The organism is Paenibacillus sp. FSL R7-0179, assembly GCF_038002265.1.
In the GTDB taxonomy this organism is placed as follows: Bacteria; Bacillota; Bacilli; order Paenibacillales; family Paenibacillaceae; genus Paenibacillus_AQ.
Genome location: NZ_JBBOCC010000002.1, coordinates 123,420 through 144,851, shown reverse-complemented (window position 1 = coordinate 144,851; position 21,432 = coordinate 123,420). Strand labels below are relative to the sequence as shown.

Annotated in this window: 14 protein-coding genes and 1 riboswitch; of the genes, 4 read left to right on the top strand and 10 right to left on the bottom strand. The window is 54.3% G+C overall.

Translation table 11 applies throughout. The annotated features are described in order from the left end of the window. Nucleotides 1–45: 45 nt before the first annotated feature. Complete coding sequence (locus tag MKX63_RS17410; protein ID WP_341018868.1) at nucleotides 46–1,200, bottom strand: polysaccharide deacetylase; 1,155 nt, start codon at nucleotides 1,198–1,200, stop codon at nucleotides 46–48. 499 nt (nucleotides 1,201–1,699) lie between these two features. On the opposite strand from MKX63_RS17410, the gene qoxA reads away from it, so the two are divergent. Genes qoxA through qoxD form a run of 4 tightly spaced genes read left to right on the top strand, consistent with a single transcriptional unit; the run spans nucleotide 1,700 to nucleotide 5,598 of the window. Continuing rightward, a complete protein-coding gene (gene qoxA, locus MKX63_RS17405; protein WP_341018866.1) occupies nucleotides 1,700–2,716 on the top strand; it encodes a cytochrome aa3 quinol oxidase subunit II in 1,017 nt (338 codons plus the stop codon). Nucleotides 2,717–2,760: 44 nt separating this feature from the next. Further along, complete coding sequence (qoxB, locus tag MKX63_RS17400) at nucleotides 2,761–4,710, top strand: cytochrome aa3 quinol oxidase subunit I (protein WP_076157033.1); 1,950 nt, start codon at nucleotides 2,761–2,763, stop codon at nucleotides 4,708–4,710. Beyond that, a complete protein-coding gene (gene qoxC, locus MKX63_RS17395) occupies nucleotides 4,707–5,303 on the top strand; it encodes a cytochrome aa3 quinol oxidase subunit III (RefSeq protein ID WP_036693560.1) in 597 nt (198 codons plus the stop codon). The genes qoxB and qoxC overlap by 4 nt, the downstream gene beginning before the upstream one ends. Nucleotide 5,304: 1 nt before the next feature. Beyond that, nucleotides 5,305–5,598 (top strand): cytochrome aa3 quinol oxidase subunit IV, encoded by a 294-nt coding sequence (qoxD, locus tag MKX63_RS17390; RefSeq protein WP_340756670.1) that lies wholly within the window; start codon nucleotides 5,305–5,307, stop codon nucleotides 5,596–5,598. 192 nt (nucleotides 5,599–5,790) lie between these two features. On the opposite strand, the gene MKX63_RS17385 is transcribed toward qoxD, so the two are convergent. The 9 genes from MKX63_RS17385 to MKX63_RS17345 form a co-directional block, all read right to left on the bottom strand. After that, nucleotides 5,791–6,921: a hypothetical protein gene (locus MKX63_RS17385; RefSeq protein ID WP_341018865.1), complete on the bottom strand. Its 1,131-nt coding sequence runs from the start codon at nucleotides 6,919–6,921 to the stop codon at nucleotides 5,791–5,793. Nucleotides 6,922–7,043: 122 nt separating this feature from the next. Next, on the bottom strand, nucleotides 7,044–8,753 hold the full coding sequence (locus tag MKX63_RS17380) for a methyl-accepting chemotaxis protein (RefSeq protein ID WP_341018864.1): 1,710 nt from the start codon (nucleotides 8,751–8,753) through the stop codon (nucleotides 7,044–7,046). Between the two features lie 148 nt (nucleotides 8,754–8,901). Further along, nucleotides 8,902–9,519: an ECF transporter S component gene (locus MKX63_RS17375; RefSeq protein WP_341018863.1), complete on the bottom strand. Its 618-nt coding sequence runs from the start codon at nucleotides 9,517–9,519 to the stop codon at nucleotides 8,902–8,904. Next, the gene (locus MKX63_RS17370; protein WP_341018861.1) at nucleotides 9,492–11,198 is read right to left on the bottom strand and encodes an ABC transporter ATP-binding protein; all 1,707 of its coding nucleotides are present in this window, start codon (nucleotides 11,196–11,198) and stop codon (nucleotides 9,492–9,494) included. Before MKX63_RS17370 ends, MKX63_RS17375 begins: the two co-directional genes overlap by 28 nt. Then, entirely contained in the window at nucleotides 11,114–12,058 is a 945-nt protein-coding gene (locus MKX63_RS17365; protein WP_341018860.1) for an energy-coupling factor transporter transmembrane component T, read from the bottom strand. Before MKX63_RS17365 ends, MKX63_RS17370 begins: the two co-directional genes overlap by 85 nt. Beyond that, complete coding sequence (locus tag MKX63_RS17360) at nucleotides 12,055–12,936, bottom strand: DUF4430 domain-containing protein (RefSeq protein ID WP_341018859.1); 882 nt, start codon at nucleotides 12,934–12,936, stop codon at nucleotides 12,055–12,057. The genes MKX63_RS17365 and MKX63_RS17360 overlap by 4 nt, the downstream gene beginning before the upstream one ends. A 443-nt stretch (nucleotides 12,937–13,379) precedes the next feature. Next, the gene (locus tag MKX63_RS17355) at nucleotides 13,380–15,551 is read right to left on the bottom strand and encodes an S-layer homology domain-containing protein (RefSeq protein ID WP_341018858.1); all 2,172 of its coding nucleotides are present in this window, start codon (nucleotides 15,549–15,551) and stop codon (nucleotides 13,380–13,382) included. Between the two features lie 222 nt (nucleotides 15,552–15,773). Further along, nucleotides 15,774–15,966, bottom strand: a riboswitch (cobalamin riboswitch). A 998-nt stretch (nucleotides 15,967–16,964) separates the two neighbouring features. After that, a complete protein-coding gene (locus tag MKX63_RS17350; protein ID WP_341018857.1) occupies nucleotides 16,965–20,156 on the bottom strand; it encodes a GAP1-N2 domain-containing protein in 3,192 nt (1,063 codons plus the stop codon). Further along, the gene (locus tag MKX63_RS17345) at nucleotides 20,153–21,415 is read right to left on the bottom strand and encodes a hypothetical protein (protein WP_341018856.1); all 1,263 of its coding nucleotides are present in this window, start codon (nucleotides 21,413–21,415) and stop codon (nucleotides 20,153–20,155) included. Before MKX63_RS17345 ends, MKX63_RS17350 begins: the two co-directional genes overlap by 4 nt. Nucleotides 21,416–21,432 lie beyond the last annotated feature (17 nt).

The following is a 21,432-nucleotide window of genomic DNA, read 5'->3' as shown; positions in this document are numbered from 1 at the left end:
GCGGATTACCCCGCAGGCTTGCTCTTCTCTATTGACCCTTACGGATCAGCGTTTATCCTTCCAGAAATTGAGCGGCTCCATGTCCTTAGTAATGAGCTTGAAGGTATAGCCTTCCTTTTTCAGCGTCTCCAGAATACGCGGCAGCACCTTGAGTGTAGCCTTCTGGTCATGCATCAGAATTACCGGATTGGTCTTGGACGCCTTCAGCTTATTCACCTGGTCCATCACGGTGTTATAGATTCTGTCGCTGTTCTGTTTGTATTTCCAGTCGTAGGAATCCACGTTCCAGTCCCAGAGATGATAGCCCTGTGTCAGGACTTTATCGCGGAAGGACTTGGTGAAATAGGGCTTGCTTCCGTATGGCGTACGGATCAGTGTGGTGCTTACTCCCGTCAGCTTCTTCAACGTTGCATTGGCCCCTGACATCTCGGCAAGCGCCGCTGACGGAGAAGCATAGAATTTCTCCTGGCGGTGAGTCACACCATGCAGCGCTAAGCCATAGCCCTCCTTCGCAATTCTCTTCACCTGGGCGGGATGCTGATTCATGTTGTTCCCCAGCATGAAGAAGGTCGCCTGTACGTCATATTTACTCAGGATGTCCAGCAGCTCACCAGTCGTCGCTGACGGGCCGTCGTCGAAGGTCAGGTATACGGTCCGGCCCGGCTTGCCCGGATCAGCGGGTGTAACCGGAGTGGAGGGAGTCGCTGGCGCTACCGGAGCCTTCGGCTTCAGGTCGGCAGCATATTTATCAGTAAACGCTGCATCGGTAAGCTGTGCCGAGCCGTCCTTCACACGAAGTAAATATTTATCTCCCACATAGGAAATGCTATACCCGAGGTACCCGCTGACCTTCAGCGGAGCCATGAGCTTGCCGTTCTGCACAAAAGTATTCATAGGCACGGCCGTGCCGTCCTTCAGCACCGCACCTCCGTCCTTGCTCAGCAGGGTAAGCGAACCCGTCCCGCCAGCTACGTGAATCCCGTTCGTCAGGCCGGTAAGGGTCCATTTCAGCTCATCCGCAAGTGCACGCAGCGGTACATAATAGGTGCCTTTTACGGATACAGCTTCAATCGCACTTAATTTATCGTTGACTCCGAGTTTAAGTGTAGTGCTAGTAGCTTTGGCGTTAGCCGGGACCTGCACAAGCCCCATAATTAGGAATAAAGACATGAATAAGAGCAGAATTTTCTTGATGCGCACAGCAGCCGTCTCCAATCTATGTATATTTGTCTATCACTTTATCATATATACTTTCAACGTAATTTGAGAGATTGTAACCGGAAGCTAAAAAATTGTTACTCTTATGCAATGATAATTGAGGGTTCGCCATTATTTTCAGAAAGCACGCAATTCTCGTCGAATGCTGTCACAGCAGGTGTTACACGGTTAAATCAGCGGTTTTTGGCCCAGAATAATTGTGACAAAATTAATAACAATATCGGAATTTTGAACAAAAATTGAACAACCTTAAAATTAGCTAAAGTGCGCCACTACAGTGATCTTTATCATACCCTTAGGGAGTTGTAACAATTTGATCACACATATTTAACTTGTTCGCCATTTTTAAGGTCTATTTTATATATTTATACAAAATATGTATTTTGCATTATGGGTAAGTAGTTCTTACTATAGATACAGATCAATGTACTCCCGTTAATGAACGGCGAATGAAAAGTAGTATTGAAGGAAGGAGTTCTATATGAAAAAAAAGGGACCGTTATACGCTTTGTTTCTAAGCCTGATCCTTCTCCTGCCGGGATGCAGCTCAATCGCTGTTCTGAACCCGAAGGGACCGTCTGCAAGGACGTTATCTGACACCATCTTGCTCTCTATTCTTGTGATGCTCGGGGTTCTGGCTGTTGTCTACATTCTGTATATCTTTGTACTGGTGAAATATCGTGCGAAGAAGAGTAATGAGGGCTACATCCCTGAACATGAGGAAGGCAACAAGGTACTGGAGGCCATCTGGATTATCATCCCGATAATCATCGTAGCCTTCTTGTCCGTTGTTACCGTCAAGACGACTAACGAAGTGGAGAATGTGGCTGCGGACTATCAGGATCAGACGCCGCTGGTCATCTATGCTTCCTCTTCCAACTGGAAATGGCATTTCAGCTACCCTGAGGAAGGGATCGAGACGGTTAACTACGTGAATATGCCGGTGCATCGTGCGGTAGAATTCAGAATGTACTCATTCGGCACCATTACCAGTCTTTGGATTCCACAGCTTGCCGGTCAAAAGTACGCGATGAGCGACATGCTGACAACGCTTCATCTCTCCGCTGATACAGAAGGCTCTTATATCGGAAAGAACGCGAACTTCAGCGGTAAAGGCTTCGCCCACATGGAATTCGAAGCGCTTGTCCTTAGCAACAAGGGTTATGAGGACTGGGTGAAGGAAGTAAAGGAAACTGCGCCTAAGCTGACTGAGGAAGAATTCAAAGGCCTGCTGGCCACAGACTACCTCGGACGCAAAACGTATTCCTCCACCCATCTGGAGTTCAGCCCTCCTCCTGGAGACCACGGCGAGCATATGAGCGGCGGCGGCAAGGAGATGGATATGGACAACGGCAATCAGGAGCATCAGGATAACAAGGAAATTCATCCGTCTCCCGAGCCGTCCAGCGGAACAGAATTCGACAGCGAGCCTCATCCGGATGTCGACCAGCCGCTGCCAAGCTCCCCTGTGGATGAAAGCACACACGAAGGACACTAGCTCTCTTGCGAGCTTAATGCAACACACTGAAAGGAGCTACCCTAATGGATTTGGACAAATTTAAGGTTCACGGCGAACCCTTGATATACGGGGCCATGATCAGTATTGCACTGGCAACCATCGGGATTCTCGTAGGGCTTACCTATTTCAAGAAATGGGGCTATCTGTGGCGCGAATGGCTGACCACCGTTGACCACAAAAAAATCGGGATCATGTACATCCTCGCGGCGCTGCTGATGCTGTTCCGCGGCGGTGTAGATGCGATGATGATGCGTCTGCAGACGGCTGCGCCGGAAATGAAATTCCTCGATGCGCAGCATTACAATGAGGTCTTCACCACCCATGGTCTGATCATGATTCTCTTCATGGCCATGCCGTTCATCATCGGTCTGATGAACGTAATCATTCCGCTGCAGATCGGCGCACGGGACGTTGCCTTCCCGCGGCTGAACGCTGTCAGCTTCTGGCTCTTCTTCATGGGCGCCATGCTGCTGAACATTTCCTTCGTCATCGGCGGATCGCCGGATGCGGGCTGGTCAGCGTACTTCCCGCTGGCGAGTCTTGAATTCAGCCCGACCGTAGGGAACAACTACTACTCTCTGGCCTTGCAGATTTCCGGTATCGGTACGCTGATCACCGGGGTTAACTTTATCGTAACGATCCTTAAGATGCGCGCACCAGGCATGACACTGATGAAGATGCCGATGTTCACCTGGTCCGTACTGATCACCAACGTTATTATTGTCTTCGCCTTCCCGGTGCTTACCGTAGCGCTGGCGATGATGATGTTCGACCGCCTCTTCGGCTCCCAGTTCTTCACGATGGCCAACGGCGGGATGGATATGCTCTGGGCCAATCTGTTCTGGGTCTGGGGACATCCGGAGGTCTATATCGTAATCCTTCCGGCCTTCGGTATATATAGTGAGATTATCGCCACCTTCTCGAAGAAGAACCTGTACGGCTATACCTCCATGGTATTCAGTATGCTGATCATCTCGCTCCTGTCCTTCCTCGTATGGGCGCACCATTTCTATACGATGGGTCAAGGTGCCATGGTCAACAGCTTCTTCTCGATTACAACGATGGCCATAGCGGTACCTACCGGGGTCAAAATATTCAACTGGCTATTCACCCTGCGAAAGGGCAGGATTACCTTCACGACCCCGATGCTGTACACGCTGGCCTTTATCCCTATCTTTACGATCGGCGGAGTAACGGGTGTCATGCTGGCGATGGCCAGCGCCGATTACCAGTATCACAACACGATGTTCCTGGTTGCGCATTTCCACTACGTGCTGATTCCGGGTGCCGTGTTCGCCGTCATCGCCGGGTTCCACTATTGGTTCCCGAAGGTGTTCGGCTTCCGCCTGAACGAACGGCTGGGCAAGCACGCCTTCTGGTGGATTATTATTTCCTTTAATGTAACCTTCTTCCCGCTGTTCTTCCTGGGTCTGATGGGAATGACGCGGCGTATGTATACGTATTCTGAGGAATCGGGCTTTGGTCCGCTCAATATGCTGAGCTTCGTCGGGGCTGTCGGGCTCGCCATCGGCTTCGTGATCCTGGTCTACAATATTTACTGGAGTACCCGCTACATGCCGAGAGATACAACCAACGATCCTTGGGATGGCCGGACACTGGAATGGGCTACGCACAGTCCGATCCCGCTCTACAACTTTGCGATTGTGCCTAAGGTTGAGACGCGCGATGCTCTATGGTCTGCGAAGCACGAGAATATTCCGCTGTACACAGATACCAAATACACCAAGATTCATATGCCAAGCAATACCGGCAAGCCGTTCATACTCGGTGTAGTCTTCTTCTTCCTTGGCTTCTTCCTGGTATTCAGTATGTGGATTCCGGCAATTGTCTCCGGGATTGGAATCCTGGTTGTGCTGGCCTTCATGTCCTTCGATAAGGACCAGGGCTACTACATTCCTGTAGAAGAGATTGCAGCTACAGAAAAGAAACTGATGCGGGGTGAGACTGTATGAAAATAGATGCGTCCAAGCCGCTCGAATATTCAACGGAAGAGAACAGTAACAAAATCTTCGGCTTCTGGGTCTTCCTCGGAGCCGAGATCCCTCTCTTCGCTACGCTGTTCACTGTATATTTCGTAATGGTTAACCGCTATGCCAGCGGACCGAGCGGCAGCGAGCTGTTCGAGATCGGCCCGGTGCTGATGGAGACCTTCCTCCTGCTGTCGAGTTCCTTCACCATCGGCCTTGCTGTCCATGCCATGCGGCATGGCTACAAGAAAGCAATGATGGTCTTCATGGCCATCACGCTGGTCATGGGTCTGGCTTTTGTCGGAATCGAAATCGACGAGTTCTTTACTTATGTGCATGAAGGAGCTACGCTCCAGACCAGCGGCTTCCTCTCCAGTCTGTTCATCTTACTGGGAACGCATGGTCTTCACGTCAGCTTCGGTCTGCTGTGGGGAATTGGAATTATGATTCAGCTGTGGAAGCGCGGCATTACGCCCGCTACCGCCAACAAAACGTTCATCTTCTCCTTGTTCTGGCACTTCTTAGACGTGGTCTGGATCTTTATCTTCAGCTTCGTCTACCTGAAAGGACTGATGTGACATGATGAAGCAACTATTCCCAATTAAGCATGTGATGGGTTATGTAGCCTCTCTGGTCCTCTCTGCCGCTGCACTGATTGTTATTTATGGAGACCTGTCCTCCAGTGCCAATATGGCGGTGCTGCTAATCACAGCGCTGATCCAGGCTTCCTTGCAGCTGTTTGTGTTCATGCACATCGGAGAATCGGCCGATTCCAAAAAAGAACTGTATATCAACATCGCATACGCCATGTTCGTGGCTCTGGTCACGATCTTCGGCACCCTGTTCATCTTCGTATGGGGCTGGTATGCTTAGAACGTAAGAAGCAGAGGAGCGTTATGCTCCTACTAGTAATCTATAAGTGGAAACGGTGCCGTCCTTTTAAAGGACGGCACCGTTTTGACGAGAAATAGAAGGATAAGTTATCGTGTGCAACATATAAATTTAAATATTTAAAAAAAGCGGTCCGTATCCGGTAGATTTACCGGTGCGGACCGCTTTTTTTAGTTAATACTTCAACTGTACTATACTGCTGCTGCTGCCGCTGTCGTCCCGCTCCGTATACGCAAGCTGCTTGCCCGAGGGGCTCCATGAGGTGGTCATCGTCCCGTTGCTCTCCGCAATCTGAACGGACTTGTCAGAGGACAAATCGTAGACATATAAGGTATTCTTCGTTGTACCATTATCTTCAATGGCTACACTATAGGCAATCAGCCGCTGATCTGGAGACCAGGAGACGGCCCCAAGCTCGGCACCTTCCAACAGGGTCCGCGGATTCTTACCGTCAGTGCCGCTGAGCAGCAGAGCCTGGGTATTCTCCTTATACTGCAGGATCAGCATTTGTTCTTCGTCAGGCGAAGGGATTACGCTGGTGGTACCCGGAATATTCAAGTCAGTCTTCGCCTTAGTTTTAAGGTCAAGCATTTGCAGCGAGTCCTTTGAATTACTGGTGTAATAGAGCTTATCCTTGAGTTGTCTTACAACAATCAGGCCTTCTTCCCCCAGCCCCTCAACAGGAGCGATCTTACCGGAAGTACTGGCTGTATAGGCACCGCCGCTGTATGCCGGACCCACTACCGTATCCTTGTCCGCCCACTCAGCCCCCATCGCTCCGGCAATGGTATCGCCCTTGATGGTAAAGGTCTTTTTGGAACCCAGGTCCATCACATTATAGGAAGGATCACCCAGGGAGAATTCACTATACAGCAGAAACAACTGATCGGCGGATAGCTTGGCATCCCCCAGCATCATATTCTCCTTCTCTGTAATCAATTCGTATTCGCCGCTATCCAGGTGGAAGAAATACAGGCTTTGCGGATAGGAACCCTTCAGCTCTCCCGAAGCGATCAGCCCCAGCTTATCGTTCGCCTTGGATACGACAATGGTTTGATCATCTTTCCAGTCGGAAATCGCGATTTTGTCATACTGCTTAACTTCCCCAACCGTTACGCCAGCAGCTTCAGCAGGTGCCGGTGTAATCTTCGGCCCTTCCGTCGGCTGGGCAGAAGCTTCTACAGGAGCCGCTGTTGGCTGCGGGCTGGGGCTAACCGCCGGAGTATCAGCCTGATTCGAGCTACAAGCTGCAAGTGTCATTAACAAGGCTGGAACTAACGCCAGCTTCCATGTTCGGGTATTCATTATAGAGAATGCCTCCTTGAGGGTAATACTAATACGTTCAAAAGCCCGGCTCCGCTGAGGATGCCCGGGAATCTCCAGGTTTCCTCGGCCAAATCGGGCCAGGCTGATATCTATTATAGCAGTTACAGCCGGAACCTTGCCAGATGCTTCTGCAGGTCCTCGGCCAGGGTAGCCAGGTACTGTGCGGAGGAGGACATCTCTCCCATTGCGGTCAGCTGCTCCAGGCTTGCTTCGCTGGTGCCCTGAAGGTCTGCGGCGCCTTTGTGCGAGATTTCATTCACCGTTGACATGGATTTGGCTACTTCCTCCGATTCCTGCGCGACATGACCGATAACCTCTGTAATCTGCTCTGTCTGCTCACTGGCGGCCTGAATGGAGGTCTGGATCGCTGTAAAGGCTTCAGCTACCACTTCACTCTGTGCTACACCATGAGAGACAATCCCGGAGCCTTGCTCCATCGATTCTACGGCACTGGCGGTCTGCTGACGGATATGGTTAATAATCTCCGTAATCTGCAGCGAGCTGGTTCCGGTAGCCTCCGCCAGTTTGCGGATCTCACCGGCGACTACAGCGAAGCCACGGCCATGCTCTCCCGCCCGGGCGGCTTCGATGGAAGCATTCAGGGACAATAGATTGGTCTGGCTCGCAATCTCATTTATGGTTGTAATAATCGTATTAATCTCTTCCGACAGGCTGCCCAGGTTGCCGACAATCCGCCGGCTCTCCGAGACACTGGAGTCAATCTCCCGCATCTGGGCCAGTATCTGCTCTACTGCGTATACACCGCGTTCCGTGGAGGAGGCAGCCTGCTCCATCAGGCGGGTCATTTCGTTACCGCTATGCCGGGCTTCGGCAATCTCATAGGACATCGTCCGCACAGACTGCGTAGTACGGGTAATGCTCTCCGCCTGCACATCGAATCCGGCTGCGATCTCGCCTGAGGTCTCAGCGATCACCTGTGAGGCATGTGCCGTCTGGTCGGCACTGGCACTCATCTGCTGGGAGGAGGCCGAGAGAATCTCGGCGCTCTCCGAGACGCCGCGCATCATATTTTTCAACCCGTCCAGCATGGTATTGAACGAGGTATTAATCTGGCCGATCTCATCCCTGGACCGGTAAGCGGCAGAGGCCGTCAGATCCCCTTCTTCCGCCCGCTTCATCAGCCCCTGCAATTCCTTCAGCGGCCCTGTAATCAATCTGGTAATGACCACACTTATGACAATACTGAGCAGCAAGGCCAGTGCAATCAGAACACTGCTTAGCGTAACCGAGCTCTTGGCACTGTCAGCCGTACGTGTATTGTGGGCAGACGCCTCCTGAATGAATAACGTCGCTGTCTCTTCAAGCAGCCGGACCATTTTGTCACGCAGCTCATTAAAGGTCTGGCCCGTGAACACCTGATACCCTTCGTCGTTAAGATCGTTATCGGCCAGGTGGATAATATTATCACGCTGTGAGCGGTAGTCCGGCAGCAGCAGAGTATATTCGTTCACATAAGCAGCAATCTTCTCATTGTTGAATTCAATCTTCCTCAGTTCAGCCATCAGCTCATTGTTCGTCTGGATATTCTCCTGAATTCTCGCCTTCAGCTCCTGCTTCTTGGCGTCATCCGTAGTAATCAGATCCTCCAGCAGAAAAGACTCAATCGCCCGGTTATTCCCGCGGATCTCCGTTACGAAATAAATCGGCTGCAGGTTCTGCCTGTACGTCTCTTCAGACCTGTCCGCCATTCTGGTTGTCGTCAGAATACCTGTTGTTCCAATCCCGATCAGAAGTAGGGTAACCACCGCTATCAGTACAATCATTTTATGCTTAATCTTCAGATGTCTCATTTCCCGTTATCCCGCCTTCTCGAATCTAGCTGTAACCTTATTTATCGGAGAATAACATCGAATTGTTGATGGCCCTGTTAAGAAATTTGTCGAAAAAAGAAGAAATTTATCGTTTTAACAGAGCGCTATCCATTAATTATCATTCCATTTACTCTTGAAGCAAGCCATATTTCTTGCGGAATCTCTGCAGTACCTTGGTCCAGCCTCCGGCCAGCACCGCTAAGAAGAATACATTCGACAAGGCATGGGCCAGATCGAAATAAAAGCTTGCGGCAAACGTAACGGCAACCAGCCGCCAGCTTAAAGCGTCCGGCAGACTGAGCAGGACCCAGATATTCATAATCCAGCCGAACAGGAACCCCCAGATGAAGCCAAAAATCAGCAGCCCGGCCCGCCGGCGCAATAACCAGCTCCTCCGCAGCCATCCGGCTGTAAGCCCGGTCATGCCCCAGGCAAACATCTGCCAGGGTGTCCAGGGGCCCTGCCCGAAGTAAATATTCGAGACCAGCGCAGCGACTGCACCGATGACGAATCCCGCCTCTGCCCCGAAGACATAAGCGGAGAGGATGACAACGGCTGACACAGGCTTTACCCCCGGCAATGCGGCAAAAGGAATCCGGCTGACCGCAGCGATGGCCGACAATACAGCCAGCAGCAGCACTACGCTAAGCAGCACATAATGCCGGTCAGTGAATGCTGCGGTAAGCGCAAGCCCGGCGATGAAGAGTCCCAGGGCGATTAGCAGCGGTATGCGGAAGCGGGCCATGTGCGAATCACATCCTCTAGTGTCAATGCCTGCGGCAGCCAGTCCCGCACCATCCGGTTGACTGCCGTGGTATAGAAGTAATTGCTGCTGAAGAATTCAGCCGGTGTGCCCTCCGCTGTAATTCCCCCGTCGAACAGGAGCGCGCAGCGCGTAGCATGCTTAGCCGCGAACTCTACATCATGCGTTACGATAAGAATACTGATCCCCTGCCCGCGCAATTGCTGAAGCAGGGCGGCCAGCCTGTCTTTGGCGGCCGGATCAAGCCCCTTGGTCGGCTCATCCAGCAGCAGAATATCCGGTTTCATGAGCAGCATCATGGCAAGTGCGGTCTGCTGCTGCTGCCCGCCGCTGAGATCATGGGGATGACTCTGCAGCACCTCCCGGAGCTGAAACACTTCGAGCAAAGCCTCAATCCGGCTTGCTGTTGCCTCGGGGGATAACCCGGCGTAGCTGCCCATATGCTGCAGCTCCTCAGCCACTGTATCATAACTGAAATAGAGCAGCGGATTCTGCGCCAGCAGGCCGGTAGTCTTACCCTTAGCCAGCTCTATCTTGCCGCGCTGCGGCTTCATCAGCCCGTTCAGCACATACAGCAGGGTGGACTTGCCTGCGCCGTTCCCGCCCATGACTGCCAGGAGCTCTCCTTGCTTAAGCGTCAGCGAGAGCTTCCTGAGGACCTCCCGGCCCTCCTTCTCATACCGGAAGGTCACTTCTCGGCAGGTGAGCAGAGGCTCTGCGGCTGGGCTTGGAGGTGAATACACCTCTGGAGCAGATAGTATGCGGGAAGTTAAGTTGTTAACCAGTTCAGCGCTTGCGCCAGCCTCAGTTCCTGCCATCAGGGAATGCAGCCAGCGTCTGCCCTCACGCACGGTCAGCGGAATATTCTCCGGCACAGCCGAATCCGCTTCCGGAGCGTGCGACAAGTACAGGCGTGAGGCGGCTGGCAGGTAACGCCCAGCCGAGGTCAAGGTCCCGCTGCCGGTCTGCTGGGCGAACAGGCGGGGGGCGGCATCTGCCAGCAGCTTGCCGTCTTCCAGCATCAGCACACGGTCTGCCAGCGGCAGCACCTCCTCCAGCCTGTGCTCGCTGATGATCACTGTGACCGCCATTTCCTCGTTCAGCCGCTGCAGCGCCATAATGAATTCCCGCGCAGCAACAGGATCAAGCTGGGAGGTTGGCTCATCCAGCAGCAGCACCTTGGGCTGAAGCAGCAGCACTGAAGCCAGGTTCATGAGCTGCTTCTGTCCGCCTGACAGCTCATGTACCGGACGGTAGAGCAGCGGCTCCAGCCCGAACAAGCCGCAGATCTCCGCCAGCCGGGTCCGCATAACAGCAGGCGGCAGCCCCAGGTTCTCCATGGAGAAGGCCAGCTCATGCCAGACCGTATCCATCACGATCTGTGCATCCGGACTCTGGAAGACCATCCCGATCTCCCCGGCGGCCACCGCCGCCGGAAGCCCGGACAGCGGCTGTCCTTTGTAGGTCAAGGTTCCGCTCGATGTACCTACCGGGGTAAGCTCCCGCTTCAGATGACGCAGCAGGGTGGTTTTTCCGCTGCCGGACGGGCCGCAGAGCACGACAAATTCACCCTCTTCTATGACGAACGATAGCTCATGGAGTGTGTCCCTGTCTTCTTCAGGGTATCGGAAGGATAATTGCTGTGCTTTGAGGATCTCCATAACCATTTCTCCTTTCCTTCCAGCCCCGCAGGAATGAGCACGAACAGGCAGAAGCTGCCGTACATGACAGCCTCCTGCCAGCCGAAGTCCGCCGGTCTCATCCGGGGATAAATCTCCAGCTTGCCGTAGCCCTGCACCCAGAACAGCAGCGTAACCACACCGCTAACGGTTAACAGCAGCATCACCAGCTTATCCTGCAAATCGGCCTTGTATATCGTGTAAGTGCTGCGTTTGGTGCTGCCGTAGCCGCGGGCTGTCATGGAGTCTCCAGTCTGGAGGGCTTCCTCCAGTGACCAGGTCAGCAGCACTTTAAGCAGCGTCATTCCGTCTGTCATTCTTTTCTTAAGGCTTCCCGTACCGGTATCTACGCCGCGCAGACGCTGGATCTGCGTAATCTGGCGCAGCCGCCGCTGGAACAGCGGCACGAACCGGATGGCCATCAGCGTCAACAGCGCCATTCTTGGCGCAGCCGCCGCGAACAGGTACATGAATTTATCAGTGGTTACCGTGTAATTGTAGGATAGAAACCAGATAAAAATAGTAAGCAGCATTGTCATCATCATCAGTCCATACAGCACAGCTTCCAGTGTAATAGGCTGATCCAGCCAGTAGAACAGAATATGCGCTCCTCTATGCGAGAACAGCGGGTTCAGCAAGGCTACGGAAGCTGCCATCAGCAGCATAAAAGGCAAGCCGCGCACAAGCAGCCGCCCTTGGCCCTGTAACAGCAGCAACGCCAGCAGCCCGGCTATCTCTGTGGCCAGAAATAACGGATGGAAGACCAGCAGGGCGAACAGCAGCAGCCCTGCATAATACAGCAGGGCTACTACCGGATGCATGGAACGGAAGCCGCTGCTCATGGCGTTTTGGCCCCCAGGTCTTTGCCCAGATCAAGCGTATACAGCCACTCGATGGTATCCCCGGGCTCCACGATCCAGCTGCCCGCAGCCTTGGACGGAAATTCTCCATTGACCTTGTACATCCAGCCGCTCTCTGCCCCGTGGTCACTCTCGTACAAATTATCTATACCTTCCACGTAAGCAAACGCTTTGCTGCCCTGATATTCCATCTGGATCTTCTGCTCCCGCGTAATCCGCTTCAGCAGGTCCAGCACACTCTCGCCCTTCTTGATCTCATACTGGGCGGCGGCCAGAATCACGCCATGCTCCTCATCTCCGGTAATGGAGAGGGTGACCGCGTGGTCCGGCTTGGGCGTGGCTGCCGGAGCGGGCTTGGGGGTCGGCGGCTTGGGTGTGGCCGCCGGAGAATGTGTGGCGGCCGGTGGCTGCGTCGCCGCTACGCCTGGCGACGCGGGCTTGGCGGGCTCGCTTGCGCCCGCCGGTGGCTGCGCCGCCGCTGCGCCTGGCGGCGCCGGGGTCTTGGCGGGCTCGCTTGCGCCCGCCGGTGGCTGCGTCGCGGCTGCGCCTGGCGACGCCAAGGGCTTGGCGGGCTCGCTTGCGCCCGCCGTTGGCTGCGCCGCCGCTGCGCTTGGCGGCGCTGGAGCTGCCGTACCTTCCGCAGGGGCGGAGGGTACGGCAGTGCCCTCAGCGGCTCCCGGCAGCGGAGCCGCTTCGTCTCCAGGCCGCGGCGTCTGCGCGGCCGGGGTTCCGGCGGGCGGCTGCGTACCGCCGCCTGCCTGATCCGGCTGCGCTGAGGAGCAGCCGGGGAGCAGCAATACCATCAGCAGGAGAAGCAGCGGAGCCAGCCTTCCCCGGCCTCTTTTGACTAGATTGAACATTACCTGCACACCTCCACAAAAAGGGAAAAGAACGGGGGCAGTCAGCCTGTTCCCCGTTCCTTCATACACCTTATGCTTACTTTTCAACACATATCCAAACAAATTCCAAGCAAATCCGTCACTCTAACGAGTCTTCAGCGCTTCAGCAACCCTATACGCCTCAACGGCTCATCAGCACGGATGCTTTAGTTGGATTTTCTACACTTAATTATCCTGATTACGCATCTGGCAGCCATTAGTTGGATTTACAGCATCTAATTTAGCCCATACCTCAACCTTCTGCAGCTTCAGCCCTGAATAAGTGTCATTTATCCAACTAGCTCCCGCTCTACAGCAAATTAGACCAAGTTAGATGTCATTTATCCACTTATCGTTGGCCCCAGCATGCAGTACCAGCGTGCAATACCAGCATACAGTACAGTCAGCTCCCTACCAACTAAGAACTATGGCAACCTAACCGCTACGGCAGCAGCCATCTCACGAGTTACGACAGCAGCAGGCTCGAATGCGCCGCCGGTGCCGCTCATATATCCAAGTCCCGTTACCGTACGGACAGCGGACAATGCATAGTCACTAATTTTATCTTCGTCGCTGAACTTACCCGCGCCTGCTCCGGCTTCCGCTCCAGCTGCATCCAGTTTAAAAGCTCTAACCATCATCACAGCCATATCCTGGCGCGTAACCAGCCCGTCCGGTTTGAACGCCGTGGCTGTCACGCCGCTAATGATTCCAAGCTCTTTTGCCCGGTTCACTGTTCCATAATACCATGTACCGGCCTTAACATCACTGAAGGCCCCAGCGGAAGACGCCGCAGACGGCTCGTTCCCGGTTAAGCGCAGCAGCAGTGCTGCAAATTCAGCACGGGTAATATTCTTTTTCGGTGCAAACATCAGACTGCCTTCACTCACACCATTCATCAGCTTGCGGTCATACGCCGTGTATACAGACTCCAGCGCCCAAGGCGAAATCGACTTCACATCGGCAAAAGCCGGACGGTCCGCCGCAGCAGAAGCCACCGTTACCGGAACCGTATGACGGACGATGGCCGGGGTTTTATCCTTCAGATATCCCGTAACCGTCAGGGTATATTTATTCGCCGGAAGACCACCAGCAAGAGCAGCCACGCCCGCAGCATCTGTAACTGCTGTTTTGCCGCCGATGGTTACCTGTACGCCTGCTGCCGGTGAAGTTACCGGATCGGAGGTGAAGGTCGCCTCATTCCAGACCCATTGCTTCTGGGTTACCTGCACCTTCAGATCTTGTCCAGGCTGCGGCTGTGCGGGAGTCACGGTTACGGCATCAACCACCTGCGTGTTGTCTCCGCCATAATAGACCACGATGCGGTCATTCTCCTCCAGTGCGAAGTCGCCCATCCCTACACTTGGATAGATCCATGCTCCGCCGCGCGCAACCACATACATCCAGCCGTCATATCCGCCAAAAGTACCTGCAATCACGCCGCCGATCCCCGTCACATAATTGCCTGCTTCATTGACCAGGACCAGGCGCTTGGCTGCTGCTGTCTTTTCCAGTGCTTTAAGCACATTTCCAGCATACACGCTGCCCTCAGCCAACGTTCCATTCGGACCTTCAACTGTAACCGCGACACTTACCTGAGGATTCTTCACAGGTGTGCCGCTAAAATCAAAGAGCTTACCGCCTGTACCAAACAGCTTGTACGCTACCAAAGCCTCCAGTGCCTGCTCCGTGGAGAGCGGATTGGAGCTGCCGCCCGCAGTGTGGACGAATCCGCCATCCTTTGCACTGAAGCTCAGCAGCTTGCTGACCAGATTAATCTGGCCTTTGGTATACTCTGCTCCTGCCGGATCAATGCCGAAGGCAGACAGACCGATAATGGCCTGAGCTACACTCTCGCTACTGTCGCCATATCCGCCGTTCTTGTCCTGTGCCTTAGACAACCAGGCGGCTGCCCGCTGACCAGCAGTATTCACGGCTGCTTCCTGCTTGTGTCCAGCCAGTGCATTCAGCGTCATCGCTGTCATATCCGGATCACTCGCACCCGTGGTCAGGGTGAAGCCGCCGTCCGGGTTCTGCTTGGCCAGAATCTCTGCCAGCAGCTTAGATTGTGTCCATTTCGCATTTGCCGGGATGGTATAACTGCCGGAATCCAGAGCCAGCAGTGCATAAACCGGATTATTCAGCGTCTGGCCAGTGATTGCATCGTGATTGTAGAGCTTCTCAATCAGGTTGTAGCCTGCCACCTTCTCAGGGTCGCCGCCCAGTGCCTTAACGGCAAGCGTGATCCGGGCATAATCCGTAGCTCTGGCAAAAACACCCTTAGCCTCACTCACCTTAACCTCAAGCGCCTTCAGATAGCTGGAAGGTACCTTGTAGCCTGCTTGTGCAAGGCCAATCGCCTGCCAGTCGGACTGGACTCCGTTCTTCAGCATGAATTCCGCAGTAGCATAGACCGCAGCGGTTACGCTGGCTGCCTCACTTGCGGGCAGAGCAGATACCGCTGGTGCGGAAGTTCCGCCTGCCTGTGCAGCAGCAGCTTGTCCTGCTGGGGCTACAGCTGCTCCCAGCAGTGCAAAAAGCATGATAACAGCAAGTCCCAGCCGTGTGAACCTGGATGATAGAGAATGGTTCTTCATAACTAACCTCTTTCCTGAAATAGAATGGATAAATCCTGCTTTCTCTGCACACAGAGCAGCAACCTAAAGACCGCCCTGTGCAGGGCGGCCGGGGAAGAACTTTCGCATAGGGCGGCTGAAGGGAGCCGGTTGCTCTCCCACATTACATACAATACAGCGCATACAGCCCTCGCCAATATCAGATATCAGCCTCTGCTTCCACATTCTTACCCCCGAAGAATAGAAACAACAATGAAAAAGGCAGGTCTCCTGGCTCATACTTCACCGCTTCCCCCGCCTTCCCATCCGCTTAGCAGACAGTGGCTCCTCAGGAGTCGCTCCGTATTTACAGTGGCGGGACCGCGCCGGACTTGCACCGGGCTTCCCTTTTAAGCAGATTCTTCTATTAGACATAGCCCTGCCAGCTTCTGCTGGCGACAGCGCGCGGTCTCTAAGGCAATCTGCACCTTTTCCTCAAGCTTATTAAATTTTAATATTCTCAAACCATCATATCGACTATTCCCCTGTATGTCTATAGACAAGCTATATCTATTCCACCTCCCCCAAGACTCAGCCCATTCCGCACAAAAATCCTGAACAGCACATGCCCTCCCCGGCACATCGTACTATTCAGGACTATAAAAAGTTACTCTTCTGCTGCTGATCAAGACGTTGGTCTGCTGTAATCAACTCGATGGCGAACCTATGGAAACCTCGGCAGAAGGCCGATTGTATTCCGTACATCAGAATTAGTATAAAAGCAGCCGTTAACGCATTCTGTTGCACTCCATACCACCGATTACAGCAAATTCCCCTCAGCCGGGCCAAATCCCAAAAATCTACTGCACCAAATACAACAGAACGCCATATAAGGCTCAACATGCCTCATTCTAGTGTACAAAGTTCAATTGAGCAGCTTCTTTCGGACATAAGCATAACTATCTTCTACATTTCACATATTTCAGCCTGCCATACCCATTCTACCGTAATGTGCCAAACTAGCTCCCCACGTTATGCTTAAATGTAATCTGTACAACTAAACTGTCTGATTTACCGCCAAATGTACCTTTAGCTGTATTTCGTACACCTAAAATGCTTATGTACCCGGCTTTTCGCCCTTTCGGGCAAATTTAGTTGTATGGAATACAATTAAGAGAGGTACGCCTTCTTTTTCACTGTTTTTAGTTGTACAGAGTACACCTATCTCTGTAAGCAATGTTACTCAGGACCATTACTCGATAACGAGTCAAAAACGTCAGTTAGTTGGGTGAGGCGGCTAAGTGACTCAGTAGCATTAGTCGATAACGTCGGTCGTTAGGTGCAGTCGATTACGGCAGTCAATTACGTTAGTCAGTAGCGCCCGTCGATTTGCTTTACTCGAAGATTTACCTGCTCATTAGTTAAAAGCTTAAACAGCCTGTTAATGCCGCAGCTTTATTCCGCGTCCGTGTCCGCTTCCGGGCTTGCAGAAGCGGATGGCTCTGCACTAGGCGCGGCTGTGGCTGCAGCTTCCGGGGCGCTGCCCGGATCTGCCTCCAGCTTCAGCGAGTATCTTCCGGCGGTGATCATATCACCTGCCGCCAGCTTCGCGCCTGCTGATAGCTCCACCGTCACCTCGTATACGCGTGACGGAGGAGTCCCCGCCGCCGCTGGAGAGGCGGCGGCTCCACTATCTGCATCGCCGTCTACTCCTGCGCCTGCTTCACCCTTCACATCGCCGTCTACTCCGGCGCCTGTCTCACCCTTCACATCGCTGTCTACTCCAGCGCCTGCTTCACCCTTCGCATCGCCGTCTACTCCAGCGCCTGTCTCACCCTTCGCATCGCCGTCTACTCCAGCGCCTGTCTCACCCTTCGCATCGCCGTCTACTCCGGCGCCTGCTGCAACCTGGCAACTGCTAACCGTTGCCTTGACCTCGTAGTCCGTAACGCCGCTGGCGGACTCCACGCCTACCCGCTCCGGCTTGAAGGCGGAGCATTCCGCAGCATCAGTGAAGCTGAACAACAGCTTCACGCCGTTATTCTTACCCGCTTCTCCGCCCCCCGCATCACCGCCGTTATTCTTACCCGCTTCTCCACTTCCTGCTCCACCGTCCGCGTTTCCGCCAGTTCCCGCATCACCGCCGTTATTCCCGCCTGTCTCTCCATCACCGCCGACAAGCCGGACAGAGACCGGGGCCGCTGCAGCGGCTTGTCCGGTCACTGCCGGAAGCGGGCTGGGGCTGGCCACCGGCGCAGCTGTATCCTTGCCGCGTCCCCCAAGCTGGCTCAGCAGGATAACCGCCGCAATCAGAATGATCCCGAGGATGCTCCCTGAGATCAGGATTTGAAATCGGCTGCGGCTGACCCACCGCGCCAGCGGCGAAGCCAGCTGGGCGCGGGCTTCATTGTAGACAGTCTGCATGGCAGGCGTTGCTGTGTCGAGATGGGTTTTGCGGAATTCCCGGTTCTTGAACGCCTCGCGGTCGCTTTTCAGGAAATACCGCAGCACGGCCCGCTTGTAATTCGGCCATAGCTTCTTGCCTGAGCTTGCGAACAGCCAGCTATGCTGCGACCAGTCCAGGAACCGGTACACTGTCTCCTTGTCATTGCCCGCCTTGCGGACCACCAGATCCAGCAGCGCATCATAATCCAGCGGTCCGCCTTCACGTTCACTGCTGTGATAGAAGGCCAGCGGCAGCCTGTCGAACGGCTCAAGACTCCGCGCTTCCTTCAGCCACCGTGCGCCGAGCAGCTGTACATCGTCCAGCTCACGCGGCGTCAATCCGGCAAAAATCTCCTCGTCCGGCGACTCCTCCCCGAACCAGCGGTAGGCCGCGCGCAGCGCATTCGCTTTGCGCTTCGCAATCGCGTCGAGCGGCGGCTGCCAGTCTGCCGTATCCCGGTAACGCAGGAACGAGATCTCCAGCAGCTGCTCCATCGTCAGCTCGTCCAGCGAGAGCCGGTTCAGCAGGAAGCGGTCGGCAACGGTGCCCAGCTCCTCCATAACGGACAAGGCCTCCGGGTATACACCGCCTCTGCGGCGCTGCTTCTCTGCCTGCTGGACCGCTTCATGAACAGCCGTTACCGCCGCTACCGGTTCAGGCTCCCGCTGCAGCTTCTCCAGCAGATATTCCTTGAAGGTATCCCGTACCGCTGCCTGCTGAAGCACCTCTGGAAGACTCCGGCCGAAGTGACTTACCAGGCGGAGGATATCCGCCGTTCCGGCAGCAGCAGCCAGCCTGGATTCCAGATACGGCTCGAACAGCGCTCTGCGGAAGAGTGCTTGCGACAGCACTTTTTTGAAGAACGCCTCACTAAGCTCCGCATTGCTCTCAATAATTCCGTAAGCCGCCGCCAGCACATCCTCCCGGCCCCCGGACTGGCAGTTCAGCATCCCGTTGATGAAGTAATCGACGATCTTCACCCGGTAATTATGGCCCGGCAGCGCGTAATACGCCTTGAACTGTTCCAGGATTTCCACTGACGGAATCCCCTTCTTGCGGATCAGATCATATTCGCGGTCGAACCGCTCCAGGAACATATCATTCAGCCGCACCCGCGAGTCCAGCTTCCCCTCCGGCTTCAGATAGGACAGCAAGCCGCTAAGTATAGCGTTCTTGTTGTCTGTATATAAGGCTTCGTTGCCTTGCTCAATTTCATAAAAAACCGCCAGCTCATTGTAGAGCGCCAGCGACAGCTTACGCTCCGCACTTTCCCCGAGCAGCAGGCTGTCGGCAAACTTAGCGAAATCACGGAGGCTTCCGCCCTTCTCCACCAGCGTCTTCCAGGCCAGATCGGCATAGATCTGCCGCGACTCGCCGAAGTCGGTATTCAGGAACCTTGCGCCTGCCAGATCGAAGATATAATCCTTCTCGATATTGCGGTCGCCCGGACGCAGAGAGCCCTTCTCCACGAAGGTCAGATGAATATATTTGCGGCTCTGCGGCTCCTTGGCATACGTGATCACTCCCAGCCTGCGGCGGAAGTCATACGGCAGCGCAGCGAAGAGTACCTCCGTCAGCCGGACTGCACGCTGCGACAGCTCACTGATGGGCACATCCAGCGCTACATAGATTTTCTTCTTCCCGGCTACGGACAGCATTACCGCCTGCAGCAGGGCTTTGAACAGCTCTTCTGTGAATCCTAGACCGGACAGCACGCTGCGCGGATCTGACGGCACGTCCAGCTCTCGGGTTGCCACGGGAATCGACTCCAGCTCAGGCAGGGTCCCGCCAGGCTCCCCCTCATAGCTCCGGGCAAACCCCGCGTGCAGCCAGCTTCCATACCCCTCGACAATCTCTTCGGAGCGGATAGGCGGCACCACGAAATTATGGGCAAAAAAAGCGCTCCGCTGCCCCGTAAAATCCGCCGCCAGATAACGGCTCTCTCCGATCACAGTCTCATTGCTCTCCGTATGGAACAGGTGCAGCGCAGCCGGATACAGCTCCTCATCCTTCTCGCCGCGCGCCGTAAGCTCAGCCGGGGCATCGTAGAGACAGAAGGGATGCAGGATTTTTTTGACAAAATTATTATCGAGACTCTCCGATTTCGCTACTGTATCGAAGCCCTCTGTAGACCGGTACACGCCGCGGCGCTCGCGGGTATACATCTGCTGGGTGATCATGGACCCTGACAATCTGTTCACGGCCCGTCGCTCCCCTCAATATAATTCAGCTTGTGCAGCAGCCAGATGAACGGCTCATCGACCCGGATCGGACTGACCACACCCTCTATCCTTTGATTGACCGGATTGCTGCCCAGCGCAGACACGGCGAAATACCCCGTATTGGCAAAATACACATCCATCGTATCCTTGAACGGACGGTCCACCTTCTCAATGAAGCGCCGGATCTCACCGTCGATGTTGTGGAACTCGTCCATATTCAGCGTTTTGCGGTGCACGTAGTTGTTGAACACATTGCTGTTCGACTTGATGTAGTCGCCATCCTCATCCTTGAGGGAGTGAAGCATATCGCTTTTGGCCAAGACCACTGCGGTCGGAATCTCGGTCTTGCTCTTCTCCTGATAGGCGATGAAATCACCGAACATGGTCAGCACCACATCACGCGGCTCATCATACTGCGATACCCACTCTCCCGGGCGGTCGCCGAAGTTAATGCGGATCTTCTCCCGGACCGAACGGATCTGCAGCGGATCGACCATGAACAGTATCCCTGCGGAGTTCTTAATATGCTGGCCGTGCAGGCCTAAGTAATCCTGATCGACCATGCCTTCACCGGCTACATCGAAGAACACCAGCGTCAGCGGGGGCTTGGACTCATCCTTGAAGATGAATTGGAAAATAAACGGCTCCTGCATCTTCTCCTTCTGGGTAGACGCCAGCAAATCCCCGCGCTCGAACAGCGGCTCCTCATACAGGGTGCGGAATTTGCGGCTGATCTCAGCATTCAGCGGCATACAGGCTGCGTCGAAATGCCCTGCCGTTGTATGCTGAAGCGTATGGATCAGCGAGGTCATATAGACCGACTTCCCGACCTGGGAAGCGCCGATAATCGAAATAATATTGCTTGGCACCTTGCCAGCCGTTACAGGCAGCTCGTTATGGCAGGACGGACAGAGCCGTCTGCGGGTCATCACCCCATAGCGGTCGGTGAGCCCGGTCAGTACGTTGTCGGTATAATGATGATACTCCTCCGGGATATCCGCCGGCTGCAGAACCGCTTCCATATCATCCACCGTATCGAGGCCGAAGCGCTCCCGGTATTTATTCAGCAGATCATCCTCACCAAGCGCATAATTCTCATCATCCTCACGGCTGTGCATGGCCCGGAACACCACTTCCTCCGGCTCAAAGCGGGTGAAGCAGAACGGGCAGACAATATCGTAATACAGCGGCCTCGCTGCAGGCTGATTCTTCTTCATGAAACGGCTAAAAAAAGACATCTCTCATCCTCCTCAGG